Origin of the sequence: Ferruginibacter sp. HRS2-29, from assembly GCF_024343615.1 — a bacterium.
Taxonomy (GTDB): domain Bacteria; phylum Bacteroidota; class Bacteroidia; order Chitinophagales; family Chitinophagaceae; genus Ferruginibacter.
In genome coordinates, this window is sequence record NZ_RJUB01000006.1 from 74460 (window position 1) to 86617 (window position 12158).

General features: G+C 45.0%; 13 protein-coding genes. 4 read left to right on the plus strand and 9 right to left on the minus strand.

Features of this window, described 5'->3' with window-relative positions; translation table 11 throughout:
• Window positions 1-31: 31 nt before the first annotated feature.
• Complete coding sequence (locus EGI32_RS03630; protein WP_255154008.1) at window positions 32-736, minus strand: spheroidene monooxygenase; 705 nt, start codon at window positions 734-736, stop codon at window positions 32-34.
• Window positions 737-893: 157 nt separating this feature from the next.
• Here EGI32_RS03630 and EGI32_RS03635 point away from each other — a divergent pair, with 157 nt between their 5' ends.
• Entirely contained in the window at window positions 894-1343 is a 450-nt protein-coding gene (locus tag EGI32_RS03635) for a YqaE/Pmp3 family membrane protein (RefSeq protein ID WP_255154009.1), read from the plus strand.
• Window positions 1344-1419: 76 nt separating this feature from the next.
• On the opposite strand, the gene EGI32_RS03640 is transcribed toward EGI32_RS03635, so the two are convergent.
• The 3 genes from EGI32_RS03640 to EGI32_RS03650 form a co-directional block, all read right to left on the minus strand.
• Window positions 1420-2472 (minus strand): ABC transporter permease, encoded by a 1053-nt coding sequence (locus tag EGI32_RS03640; RefSeq protein WP_255154010.1) that lies wholly within the window; start codon window positions 2470-2472, stop codon window positions 1420-1422.
• Window positions 2473-2588: 116 nt separating this feature from the next.
• Window positions 2589-3704, minus strand: coding sequence for a BT_3928 family protein (locus EGI32_RS03645; protein ID WP_255154011.1), 1116 nt, complete (start codon window positions 3702-3704; stop codon window positions 2589-2591).
• An 11-nt stretch (window positions 3705-3715) separates the two neighbouring features.
• Window positions 3716-4258, minus strand: coding sequence for a DUF1599 domain-containing protein (locus EGI32_RS03650; protein ID WP_255154012.1), 543 nt, complete (start codon window positions 4256-4258; stop codon window positions 3716-3718).
• Window positions 4259-4329: 71 nt separating this feature from the next.
• Here EGI32_RS03650 and folP point away from each other — a divergent pair, with 71 nt between their 5' ends.
• Entirely contained in the window at window positions 4330-5160 is an 831-nt protein-coding gene (gene folP, locus EGI32_RS03655; RefSeq protein ID WP_255154013.1) for a dihydropteroate synthase, read from the plus strand.
• Window positions 5161-5305: 145 nt separating this feature from the next.
• On the opposite strand, the gene EGI32_RS03660 is transcribed toward folP, so the two are convergent.
• Both EGI32_RS03660 and EGI32_RS03665 read right to left on the minus strand, forming a co-directional pair.
• Window positions 5306-6316 (minus strand): FKBP-type peptidyl-prolyl cis-trans isomerase, encoded by a 1011-nt coding sequence (locus tag EGI32_RS03660; RefSeq protein WP_255154014.1) that lies wholly within the window; start codon window positions 6314-6316, stop codon window positions 5306-5308.
• 20 nt (window positions 6317-6336) lie between these two features.
• On the minus strand, window positions 6337-7359 hold the full coding sequence (locus EGI32_RS03665; RefSeq protein ID WP_255154015.1) for a bifunctional oligoribonuclease/PAP phosphatase NrnA: 1023 nt from the start codon (window positions 7357-7359) through the stop codon (window positions 6337-6339).
• Between the two features lie 195 nt (window positions 7360-7554).
• On the opposite strand from EGI32_RS03665, the gene EGI32_RS03670 reads away from it, so the two are divergent.
• Together EGI32_RS03670 and EGI32_RS03675 are read left to right on the plus strand one after the other, a co-directional pair.
• A complete protein-coding gene (locus EGI32_RS03670) occupies window positions 7555-7974 on the plus strand; it encodes a nucleoside-diphosphate kinase (RefSeq protein ID WP_369681622.1) in 420 nt (139 codons plus the stop codon).
• 266 nt (window positions 7975-8240) lie between these two features.
• Window positions 8241-9419, plus strand: coding sequence for an acetyl-CoA C-acyltransferase (locus tag EGI32_RS03675; protein WP_255154017.1), 1179 nt, complete (start codon window positions 8241-8243; stop codon window positions 9417-9419).
• Between the two features lie 324 nt (window positions 9420-9743).
• Here EGI32_RS03675 and EGI32_RS03680 read toward each other — a convergent pair whose 3' ends face one another.
• From EGI32_RS03680 to EGI32_RS03690, 3 genes are all read right to left on the minus strand, one after another.
• Window positions 9744-10100: a PleD family two-component system response regulator gene (locus tag EGI32_RS03680; protein ID WP_255154018.1), complete on the minus strand. Its 357-nt coding sequence runs from the start codon at window positions 10098-10100 to the stop codon at window positions 9744-9746.
• Between the two features lie 42 nt (window positions 10101-10142).
• A complete protein-coding gene (locus EGI32_RS03685; RefSeq protein ID WP_255154019.1) occupies window positions 10143-11549 on the minus strand; it encodes an ATP-binding protein in 1407 nt (468 codons plus the stop codon).
• A 75-nt stretch (window positions 11550-11624) separates the two neighbouring features.
• Window positions 11625-12146: a YfiR family protein gene (locus EGI32_RS03690; RefSeq protein WP_255154020.1), complete on the minus strand. Its 522-nt coding sequence runs from the start codon at window positions 12144-12146 to the stop codon at window positions 11625-11627.
• Window positions 12147-12158: the final 12 nt, after the last annotated feature.

Here is a 12158-nt window from a genome sequence, read left to right on the forward strand (position 1 = left end):
TGGCTGCGGCAATGGCTTTCGAAGCGGCAATTTACAACATTCCGGCCAAAGGGTCTTCGCCTTTGACTGTTCCGGAGCGGGCGATGATCCTGAAACGGGTAAACATATCCTCACTGTACCAGCGTTGTTTTCTCGTTTTTTGTATCACTTCAGCATGTTCTTTCATGCCGTAGGCAAAAGCTTTCATATCGTCCTTACTTTGCCAGATGCTGAATGTGGCCTGCCGGATCCAGGGCATTTCGCCTATACCGAACGAACAGATAAAGCCTTTTGCACCTGCCATCTTATTGGCGACCCCTGCTACATTTTGCCAGAAATATTTCAATTTATTCATCCGGATGGTAGCCCTTGTAAGTACTGCTACCGGCCCGTCGTACGCAGATTTGGCCGGAAGCTCGCCGAATGCTTTCTTCCCGCTCCAGCTGCCGTGGCTTTCGAGCGGCTCAAGCAGGAGCGTGAATGTTTCGCAACCGAAGAATGCCCACCAGCCTGCTACCAGGCTACCGTACAATGAACGGTTATCCGATGATCCCCCCGGTTTATCATGCACCGCAAGTATAGCCCATTGCTGCAGATCCGGCACTTTATCGAATGTCCCGTTTTTTCCGCTGCCCATCAGTTTGTAAAAAGAAATGTTTTTTTTCGTCCGCAAGGGCAGATGAAATATAGCCATAGAAAAAAAAGCGAATGGTATGAATCTTTTTTTATACCGAACGATGGTGAGTGAAGTTGTCATATTGTTTGCGCAATGTACAATCGCGGCCCCGCTTTAAGAATTAAATTAATGCAATTTTATATTTGATGCCAGTTATACACATGTTAACAAATGTTAAAATTTGGCATAAGAAATGATAGGTTATATATAAACATTCAACATTTACAAAATTTCAGGTATGAAGAAAATTATCCGCAAATCAATCTTATTATTGATCGGTGTGAGCTTGTTTGCAAGTTCGCTAAATGCAGCTGCTGTAGTTACTGTAGCTGAACCCGTAAACCCGATCAGCGCGCCAGCGACACCGGTTGCCCCAGCCGAAGTGCCAAAGACATCTATCAAAGACGCTTTGAAAGAATTTAAGAGCCTTTCGCGTAAAGAAAGGAAATTAAGGCTTCGCGAAGCGAAACAACAGCTCAAAGAATTTAAGAAAGAAAAAAGAAATGGCAACGAACCAAGCACCAACACACTTTTATTGGTGATCCTTGCTATCCTGTTGCCACCATTGGCAGTGTACCTTCACGAAGGTGAGATCAACAGCAAATTCTGGATCAGCCTCCTGCTGACTTTATTGTTCTTTATCCCTGGTGTGATCTATGCACTGATAGTGGTATTGGGCAAAGACTAAAATTTAATTGATAATACGGTAATGGATAATGGGTAATGTCTCTGGTTTGAGATATTATCCATTATCCATTTTTCCGTTATCCATTATTTAAACGTATGCGTGGATCAATGATGGTATAGAGTATATCAGCCAGGATATTGATCAGGATGAAAATGAAAGCGCTGAATAATACGGAGCCCATTACGATCGGGTAGTCGAGCTTTTCAAGCGCCGCAACCGTGATCTTACCGATGCCTTTCCAGCCAAAAATATATTCCACGAAAAATGCCCCGGCGAGTAATTCCGCAAACCAGCCTGTGATGGCGGTGATCACCGGGTTAAGTGCATTTCGAAGCGCATGTTTGAAGATGACCGTGCGTGTACTAAGCCCTTTTGCATAAGCGGTTCGTATGTAATCCTGTCCGAGTACATCCAGCATGCTGCTCCTGGTAAGTTGTGTAATGATGGCCAGGGGCCTGATGCCCAATGTAAATGCCGGCAGGATCAGGTTTTTTAATACAAGATATTTTTCCCCTGTTACTTCGTCAATCTCAAATAAGCTACCTGTCAGATTCAGGCCGGTGTAAGGATGTAGTATTACGCCGAAGAGATAAGCGATGATGATGGCCATGAAAAATGAGGGCGCTGAAATCCCGGCGATGCTGCTGAAGATGGCGCTGGTATCGAGCCAGGTACCTTTTTTTACAGCCGCTGCCACCCCCAGCATGATGCCCCCTACGACAGCGAGCAGCATGGCGGCCAGCGCCAATACAATGGTGCCGGGCAGCGCTTCGGACAATACATCGATGGTATCTTTTTTTGTCTGGTAACTCTTGCGCAGGTAAGGTATCTTGATGCCGATCCTGGTGCCACTTCCAACGAAAAGCCCCCGCAGTTTTTTTTGCTCTATTTCTTCACGGGTATGTATGGATAATGGAGAAACATCATTGAGATAAAGGACAAATTGTTGCCACTTTGGTTTATCGAGGTAAAGGTCTTTACGGATGTTTTCCATCGTCTTCTTATCGCCGGTCTGGCCAACAATGAGCCTTGCCGGATCGCCAAATCCCTGGAACATCACAAAAACGAGCACCACCACGCCAATGAGGACGAGGGTAGCGTAAAATAGTTTTTGTAAGATGTATCGCATGATAATCGCAGATTAAAGATGATTACGCGGATTTCGCTGATCAGGTTTAAAGGTTTAACGCATGTTCACCCTTCAAAGGTTTTTATTCTTTATTCTTTATTCTTAATTTTTAATTCTTAATTGTTCTTCATGTCTCTCCAGCTCAATTTATTTTTCACCACCGGCCCTTCCATCACAAACAGCGTAGGATTCACCCGGGCTGCTGTTTTGATGGCAATTCCGTCTGAAGATAATACTCCATTGGTAAAAATTTTATGGTCTTGCAGATAATCATAAACAGCTTGTTGCTGTGCGGTGATGACATATACTTTCGTTCCTTCTTGCTGAGCCTTTTCATTTAGTTGAAAAAATTTCTTTCTCCATTGAGCGGTATCAACAGTCAGTTCCTTTACAAAAAAAAGGTAGTATTTGCCTTTCGTATTTAATACGCTATCCGTGACCTTTATTCCATCTTCATCCGTCAATGAAAAATCGTTGATCAGCGGGATATTATTTTTACCGGGTGACACTAACACTTGTTTTCTTTCTACAAACTTCCAGGAACTGTCCGGAAGGCTGGCAACTGTGAAGTTTTTCTTCGTACCATCTTTTTCATACACAAAATTATAGTCGAACACATCGGGTACAGCATCGGCGGGCATTTTGCGCAATTCCAATATATTATTGCCAACCTTGTAAGGAAGGCAATCTTTCAACGGCAAATGTTTTAACACGTGGAATTGGAGATAAAGTGTGAGCGCTATTCCGAGTACAACAGCCAACGTATTTGACAGCGGTTTCAACACCGGGGTGATATATTTTGTATTGATCAGCAGGAAGATCACAAACAACAAGAGAATGATATCCTTGGTGAAAGTCTGGATGGGCGTGAGTGGAATACAATCACCAAAGCAGCCACAGGCACGTATCTTGCCACTGAACAATACATAACTTGTAAGGAATGTAAAGAACAACATGAGCAACAACAATATCCAGGTGGTGAGTTTTTTCTTCCAGCCCAGCAGCAACGCCAGCCCTACAGCCACTTCCAGCGTGATCATGATGATGGAGAAACTTACAGCATACTTATCAAACGCAGACATCAGCCCTTTCATGATGCCGGCATTGGCCCAGGCTTCAAAAAATTCCTGCATCTTGTAGGCAAGCCCGAGTGGATCGATCGCCTTCACCAATCCGGAAAATATGAATAGGGCTCCTGTCAGTATTCGTATAATAGTAACTGTTAGTTTCATCAATGATTATTTTAGTGTTTGCCTTCGCTGATCAGGATCAGTGCAAAGACTGCATAGTTGAGAATATCAAAAAAGTTGGCATCGATGCCTTCGCTGGCGATCGTTTTGCCTTTATTGGCCAGTATCTGCTTGATGCGGAGTATCTTGGCCAGCGACAGGTCAACAAAACTTTCCTGGCTCATATCGCGCCATGCTTCGCCGTAGTCGTGGTTCTTGTCTTCCATCAGTTTTTTTGCCATCAACACCTTCTGGCTGTAGCGTTCATTCACTTCCTGTACCGGCAGTTGCTCGGTTTCATCATTCTGTATATCGAGTTGTATCAACCCGATCACCGCATAATTCAATATGCCCTGGAATTCGCTTTTTATATCATCGCCGATGCGCTGTTCTTTTTTCTCCTGTATCGTCCTGATCCTTTTTGCTTTGATGTAGATCTGGTCGGCCACCGAAATGGTGCGGTATACACGCCACGAAGTGCCGTAATCACTGGTTTTCCGGATAAACGTTTCCTGGCATCCGCCAATCACTTTGTCATACTGTTCGCTGGTTGTCATTATTATCCCGTGAATTATTTATAATTGATGCAAATTTGTGTATCTCTTCAAAAATACAATTAGTATATCAAATGTTTACACTTAACTGCAAAGGAAAATTGCTGGCGATTGAAAAACCGGTGGTGATGGGCATCCTCAACATTACGGCCGATTCGTTTTACAAAGGTTATCTCAACGATGGTACGGCAGCGATCCTTCAGCAGGCAGAGCGGATGATCGGCGAAGGTGCGGCGATCATCGATATAGGTGGTCAAAGTACCCGGCCCGGCAGCGTTGCTGTAAGCGCCGAAGAAGAACTGGAAAGGGTAGTGCCGGTGATTGAACTGTTGTCGCAACAGTTTCCGGAACTGGTCCTGTCGATCGATACGTACTACAGCAAAGTGGCGGTAGCGGCTGTTACAGCCGGAGCTTCCATTGTAAACGATATCAGTGGGGGCAACCTGGATGCGGCTATGATACCGGCCGTAGGAAAATCAGCAGTTCCATACATCTGCATGCACATGAAAGGAATACCTGCCACCATGCAGGATTCGCCGCAATATGAAGATGTGGTACAGGAAGTGCTTGAGTTTTTTGTAAATAAAACAGCGGAATGTAAAGCCGCCGGTATCAACGACCTGATCCTTGACCCGGGGTTTGGCTTTGGCAAAACTACCCGCCATAATTTTCAGCTGCTGAAAAACCTTTCAGCATTCCAGATCTTCGAAAAGCCTTTGTTAGCGGGCCTTTCCCGCAAGGGAACCATTTACCGCACACTCGGCATTACTGCCGGAGAAGCCCTGAATGGCACTACCATCCTGAACACGCTGGCGCTGCAAAATGGAGCAGCCATACTTCGGGTACATGATGTGAAGGAAGCGGTGGAAGCGGTTAAGCTGATGGAAGAATATAAGGATGTATGATCTATGATCTGATCCCTTTTGAACCAGATTTCATTCAATTCAACTAACGATATTCAGTTTAAAGATCATAGATCACACATCATAGATCATAGATTAAAAAAAAAGCCGCACTTTCGTACGGCCTTCCTGTCTTAAAAAGTTCTGCTTATTTTGTAGCGGGTACCGGGTTAGCTTTTTTGATGCTATCCATGTATTTCTGCTGCATTTCCTGCATTTTTTTGGTTCTGATCTCCACGTCTGCTTTAGCCTCTGCTTTGTTCAACACATCTAATATTTCGATATCGAAAACGAGGATCGAGTTTGCCGGAACAAGTTCCGACGGGCTTTGGGCGCCATATGCCAATGCTGAAGGAATGTACAATTTAGCTTTTGTGCCTTTGTTCATTTGAGTGATCGCATCTTTCCAGCCGGCGATAACTGTCATACCTAAAGATGGGTCATTGGTGAAGTTTACCGTAAGTGGTTCGCTTGGGCCTTTTGACGGATCGGTATTGCTGTCAAACATAACACCTGCCATTGTTTTACCGGTGTAGTTCACTTTTACAACATTAGAAGTATCTACCAACGGACCAGCACCAGCCTGGATCACTTCGTAGTAAGTTCCCAAAGGAGCTTTGGTTGCTTTGATGTTGTTTTTTGCGAAGTAATCAGTCAGCGTCTTATCATCTTTCTTTACCAGTTCTTCCGTTTTCTTTTTTGCAATTGCTTCAGCAACAGGGATCGCTGCCTGCCTTGCTTTATCAGCTTCAGCCTGGGTTGCATAAGTGTTGGTGATCTTGTAGGTCTGAACGATGAATTTTCCTTTCTGCATCCATGGAGCAGCAGGGCCGCTCTTCATGAGGCTGTCGGTAGACAACTTGATGATGATGCTATCGCCTACATGTATTGTCTTGAATATTTCTTTGTACAACGGAGGGAAATTGGCAGTATCGTATGGCGCAAACTGTGGCATACCTTGTTCAACGCTGCTGTACAGCAGGCTGTCGTTGTATTTTACAACGGCATTCATTTCCATGGTGTTGCCCGGCATAACCAGTTTTCCGCCTTTGCCAGAAATGATCTTGTATTCAGTACCATCTTTGGCTTTTTTGAAAGGTTCGGTACATGCAGAAAAAGCTACAACTGCAAGTATCAATAAATAAGAGATCTTTCTCATTGTGTGGTGATTTGTTTATTTTAAAATTTATAAGTGCTTAATTGGTCCCTGTTTTCCATCATGGCCTTTTTGAATGCTACCACAACGTTTTCGAGTGTTTCTTTACTTTGTCCGCCGGCCGCGTTAAAATGCCCGCCACCATTGAAATATTTACGTGCAAAGGTATTTACATCAAAATCCCCTTTACTCCTGAAAGAGCATTTCCTTTCTTCGCCCCGGTCGATCACGATGGCAGCCAGCTTGATGCCTTCGATGCTCAAAGGATAGTTTACCAGCCCTTCGGTATCGCCGGTCTTGATGTCATATTTCACCAGGTCGGCAGCCGGTATCGCTATCAGCGCCGTATTGTATTCATAAAAAACTTCCATCCTGTTCAGCAGCACATTGCCGATGAAGCGCAGGCGGCTTTCGGAAAAATTATCATAGATGGCTTCATGAACAATGCCGTGTTCCAATCCATGTTCCTTCAAAGTAGCCACCAGCCGGTGTACATTGGCCGAGGTGGAGGGGAAACGGAAAGATCCGGTATCTGTCATCACTCCGGTATAGATACATTCTGCGATGTCTTTGTTGATCTTGTCAGCATGTCCCGAACCAATGATCACATCAAACACCATTTCGGCGGTAGAGCTTTTGTCGGTATCGCTTACGCCATAGGCGAAAACTTCCGTCTGCGGCTGCTGGTGATGATCGATCAGGATGCGTTGTGCATTGGTAGCCAATAATGCGGGCTCCATATTTTTGGTACGGCCGAGCGTATTGAAATCGAGGCAAAATATCCAGTCTGCCGCCTCAATGAGCTGGTTGGATTGTTCCGTTTGCCTTTCGTAATCCAGTACCTGCTTGCAGCCCGGCATCCAATTGAGAAAAGATGCCCAGTTGGTAGGGGAGATCACGGTGGCGTCGTGCCCGAATTGTTTCAGGAAATGATATAATCCCAGGGTAGAGCCCATTGCATCACCATCCGGTTTCTGATGCATGGTGATGACCACCTGTTTTTTAGGACCGGTAAACTGGGGGTATAAATTGGCGATCTGCTGCATAAAGAGCGCAAAAGTAGGGAAAAGGGGGGGAATTACGAATTACGAGTTACGAATTACGAATTGTTTACAAATATTAAGAATCCACCCACATTTCAGTGTTCCTGATCTGTTACCGGCGACGATTTTATGGAACCATTCGTAATTCGTAATTTGTAATTGGCAATTGGTTCTTATCTTTGCGCCCAAAATTGATATATAATGACTAACAGAACATTTACGATGATAAAGCCTGATGCTACAGAAAAAGGGAGCACCGGCGGTATCCTACAAATGATCAATGCTGCAGGCTTCAGGATTGTAGCGATGAAAATGACCCATTTAAGTTCAGAAAAAGCTGGTGAATTTTATGCTGTGCATAAAGAACGCCCTTTTTACGGCGAACTGGTAGAATTTATGAGCCGTGGCCCTATCACTGCCGCTATTCTTGAAAAGGACAATGCAGTGGAAGATTTCCGTAAACTGATCGGCGCTACCAACCCTGCACAGGCAGAAGAAGGTACCATCCGTAAGAAATATGCTACTTCTATCGGCGAAAACGCTGTTCATGGAAGCGATAGCGACGAAAATGCGCAGATCGAAGGTGATTTCTTCTTCAGCAAACTGGAACAATTTTAGTAGGTACGTGCCTGTGGCGCGTATAAGTCAATAGTGAATAGTCAATGGTGAAACCTTCGAAGGTTGTACTGATTGGCAATTTATTTTTACTGACAGGTTTATCCGGTTATTGCGGAAGCAAGCAATCTCTTAAAAATAATCAATAAAATGCCCTCTTTATTAGAGGGCATTTTATATTTCAGACCTGCCATAAAAGAATTCTTAATTTTTAATTCTTAATTTTTAATTGGGCGGCAAAAAGTGTCGCTTTTAACTAACTTGCGCCCATGAAAGAAGTATATATCATTTCCGCTGTCCGTACGCCAATCGGAAGCTTTGGAGGTTCGTTAAAAGATTTTTCTGCTACACAGCTGGGGGCATTGGCCATTAAAGGCGCTATTGAAAAAGCCGGCATCCAGCCTTCGGCGGTGAATGATGTGCTGATGGGATCCGTGATACAGGCGAATCTCGGACAGGCGCCTGCCCGCCAGGCAGCAAAGTTTGCGGGTTTGCCCAATGAAGTGAATTGTACCACCGTCAATAAAGTTTGCGCCAGCGGTATGAAAGCCATTTCGCAGGCAGCGCAAAGCATTATGCTCGGCGACGCGGATATCGTGGTGGCGGGGGGGATGGAAAGCATGAGCAATGTGCCTTTTTATTCGGAAAACCTGCGTTGGGGAAATAAATATGGTAATGTATCTCTTGTAGACGGATTGGTAAAAGACGGCCTGACAGATGTATATGACGGAAAAGCGATGGGAAATGCGGCCGAACTTTGTGCCTCCACCTGCGGTATAACGAGGGAAGAGCAGGATGCTTTTGCCATTGAGAGTTACACACGCAGCCAGGCCGCTACTGCAGCCGGCAAATTTGAAAATGAGATTGTTCCGGTAAGCATTCCGCAGCGCAAAGGAGACCCGATCGTGTTTGCGAAAGATGAAGAAGCTTATAACGTGAAATTTGATAAGATACCTGAACTCAAAGGCGCTTTCGTAAAAGATGGTACCGTTACTGCCGCCAACGCGAGCACACTCAACGATGGCGCGGCTGCGCTGGTACTGATGAGCAAAGAAAAAGCGGAGGAACTCGGACTGAAGCCGATCGCGAAGATCGTTGCTTACGCCGATGCTGAACAGGCACCTGAATTATTTACCACCACTCCTTCTATAGCGGTTCCGAAAGCCGTAGCCAAAGCCGGATTGAAAATGGAAGATATCAGCTTCTGGGAACTCAATGAAGCGTTCAGCGTAGTAGGCATTGAAAATACCCGCCGCATGAAACTCGATCCGGCAACGGTGAACGTCAATGGTGGCGCGGTTTCCATTGGTCACCCATTAGGATGCAGTGGCGCAAGGATCATTGTGACTCTGATAAACGTGCTGAAACAAAACGGGGGAAAATATGGCGCTGCCGGAATCTGTAACGGCGGTGGGGGAGCAAGCGCAATGGTGATTGAAAATATGTAAGACGACGACAGACAACGGACGACAGACGACGGACAACCGCTGGTTCATTAAGTTGGGGCAACGAAAAATAAACGCAGATTTCTGATTGATTTATGGATTTCGCAGATTTTTGCTGGCGCAAAAAATGCATGTCTTAAAATATTGAACCAATGTATGGCGCTCAATTTTTAAGACATGCATTTTTTTTAAGACAACGGATGACCGAATACCCGCTACCGCTGGTCATTAAAGTGTAAATAGTTAAAGTATCCCCGATATTTTAATAAAATTGAAATTATAATGAACGTACGGTTGTCTGTGGTCGCTGTGGTCTCTCGTCTGTCGTCAGTTCAAATGCTGCCGCAATGTTTTCACCAGGTGCGATAATTCAAACGGTTTCGCGATAAAATCATTCGCTTTACAGTCTTCCAGATAATTTCCCATTTCGGCGTTGGCGGAGAAAAGTACTACAGGCAGGTGCCTGGTATCATCGGTATGCTTGAGGTCTTTGCAGATATTACGCCCATCGGCGCCGCCCAGCGATACATCCAGGAGTACAAGATCAGGCTTGAAACTGCGGATCTTATCCGGTATGTCTTCCCACCTGGAGATCGCTTCTACTGAAAAATTGTTGATGGAGAGGGCTATTTTTACCAGCGTCAATATATCAAGGTCGTCGTCTACGACAAGAATCTTGTTCATATGCTTGAATTAAAACCTTTGCTAATTTAAATCAAAAAGAAATTAAACGGGTTTGACATTCGTCAAACTGCTTTTGTCATATTTCATCGGCAATGAAAAATAAAATGCCGAGCCTTCCTTCGTGGATTCCACCCAGATCTTTCCATGATGACGGTCGATGATATCCTTGCAGATGTAAAGCCCCAGCCCGAACCCTGAAATATGGATCGAAGTATCTTTTGTACGATAAAACCGGTCGAATATATTCGGTAGTTCTTCCGCCGGAATACCCGGGCCATGATCCTGTACCATGATCAACATCTCTTCTCCATCGCTGCTGCTGTTTACCAACACTTCTTTTTCTCCGGGAGAATATTTGATGGCGTTGGAAAGCAGGTTTACCATCACCTGTTCTATCCTTTGCCTGTCTGCCCGGATCATTCCAGGTGAATGATCTCCGTTCCAGGTGATCTTATGTGTGCCCGAGACCATCCTGAATCCCGCGATCGACTCTTCCAGTAATGTTCCCATGTCAAATTCCTGCACATTCAATTCCAGTTGCCCGCTCTGCATCTTCGAAACGTCGAGAAGGTCTTTTATCAGCCGCTCCAGCTTCTGTACATTTTCCAAAGCCTTTTGTACAAACTGTTTCTTAGGCTGCTGGTCTTCCATCGAATCTATCAGGTCGATGTACCCTTTGATCGTCGTGAGTGGTGTTTTCAACTCATGACTGGCAATCCCGATGAATTCTTCTTTTCGCCGCTGCGATTCCTTCACCTGCACCATCAACGAATTGTACACCCTCACCAATGTGCTGATTTCATCTTTCCCTTCGTCTACCAACGGTTTACTGTAGTCACCGGTGCTGCCTGCGTCTTTCATCGTATTCACCAGCATCAGCAACCTTTTGGAGATATACGGCTGAATGAGTAATGCAATGAGGAAAGAAGAGGCGATCGCAATTACCAGCAATATTCCAGCCAGTTCGAACTTTTCCCGTTTTATTTTTTCCAGTTCACTCAATTCAACCTCGAGCATCACTTTGCCCAGTACCTTTTTATCGGCAACGATGAGGCTTGTCACATACAATCGTCCATATTCCAGCACATAACCATTGTTGGGGAGATCCTTCGGAATTGCCATCCCGACTGCGGTGTCTTTTACATACTTCGCAAATGTTCTTCCCGTACTGTCGATGATGGCCGCATGAAGGATATCCGGAGCCACATCGTGCAATTCGGAGAGGATCTGATGTGCCGCTTCGTTATCCATGAATTGCAGAGTAGAAACGTTGTTGGCCGCCAACACCTGCGCCAGCCCCAGCATACTGTCGATCTTGCGTTGTTTGTATCCCCTGATATCCGTAATTATAAAAACAGTGAACACGATCAATAATACGAGCACACTGGTAAACACCTGCATCAGTATCAGCTTATTCCTTATAGATATGCCTCGCAATTTTATCAACATGAATATTCCATATTTTCTTAACCGTGGAGATTTTTATCTGCCAAACCCGTTCCATTTTTTTCTCCGCGGCTAAAGTTAATCTACCAATATCGCCAGCTTCAGCAACTGCGAACCCGCCTTGAGCCCCGCAGCATCGATCGCTTTCAGGTTCGTTTCAAATTTTATCTTGTCATTGATCATCACAAAATTAAATGCCGTTCCTTTTTTTGCCAGCCCCGTTTCCTCACTTACAGTCAGCACGCCACGTCCGGCCTTGTCCAGTATGGACTGCAGCGGAAATGTTGTTGTACGGGGAATGAAAAGAATGTTACAATATTGTATCTCTTCGGGTTTATTATACGTCTGAATTACGATCCGCCTTTTGCCTACAGCATTTGTGAGGGCAATTTCATTGAGTGCTATGGATACCGGGGAAGGACCTATCACGCCGATCACAAAATCGGAACCTTCGGCATCCATGCTCCAATCGATATAACGGGTAAAATTATATATGAATACGGCTTTGAGATCTGCCTGCCTGTCTCCGGATTGCGCAACGGCAGCGCCCCAGCCGGAACACAGCAGCATAAGCAGCAGGAAAAAGCATTTGCGTATCATATACTAACTCAA

What these genes read in the sequence shown, in the direction of transcription:
- EGI32_RS03630 (WP_255154008.1), bottom strand. Translation starts at nt 736, where the DNA reads ATGACAACTTCACTCACCATCGTTCGGTATAAAAAAAGATTCATACCA.
- EGI32_RS03635 (WP_255154009.1), top strand. Translation starts at nt 894, where the DNA reads ATGAAGAAAATTATCCGCAAATCAATCTTATTATTGATCGGTGTGAGC.
- EGI32_RS03640 (WP_255154010.1), bottom strand. Translation starts at nt 2,472, where the DNA reads ATGCGATACATCTTACAAAAACTATTTTACGCTACCCTCGTCCTCATT.
- EGI32_RS03645 (WP_255154011.1), bottom strand. Translation starts at nt 3,704, where the DNA reads ATGAAACTAACAGTTACTATTATACGAATACTGACAGGAGCCCTATTC.
- EGI32_RS03650 (WP_255154012.1), bottom strand. Translation starts at nt 4,258, where the DNA reads ATGACAACCAGCGAACAGTATGACAAAGTGATTGGCGGATGCCAGGAA.
- folP (WP_255154013.1), top strand. Translation starts at nt 4,330, where the DNA reads ATGTTTACACTTAACTGCAAAGGAAAATTGCTGGCGATTGAAAAACCG.
- EGI32_RS03660 (WP_255154014.1), bottom strand. Translation starts at nt 6,316, where the DNA reads ATGAGAAAGATCTCTTATTTATTGATACTTGCAGTTGTAGCTTTTTCT.
- EGI32_RS03665 (WP_255154015.1), bottom strand. Translation starts at nt 7,359, where the DNA reads ATGCAGCAGATCGCCAATTTATACCCCCAGTTTACCGGTCCTAAAAAA.
- EGI32_RS03675 (WP_255154017.1), top strand. Translation starts at nt 8,241, where the DNA reads ATGAAAGAAGTATATATCATTTCCGCTGTCCGTACGCCAATCGGAAGC.
- EGI32_RS03680 (WP_255154018.1), bottom strand. Translation starts at nt 10,100, where the DNA reads ATGAACAAGATTCTTGTCGTAGACGACGACCTTGATATATTGACGCTG.
- EGI32_RS03685 (WP_255154019.1), bottom strand. Translation starts at nt 11,549, where the DNA reads ATGTTGATAAAATTGCGAGGCATATCTATAAGGAATAAGCTGATACTG.
- EGI32_RS03690 (WP_255154020.1), bottom strand. Translation starts at nt 12,146, where the DNA reads ATGATACGCAAATGCTTTTTCCTGCTGCTTATGCTGCTGTGTTCCGGC.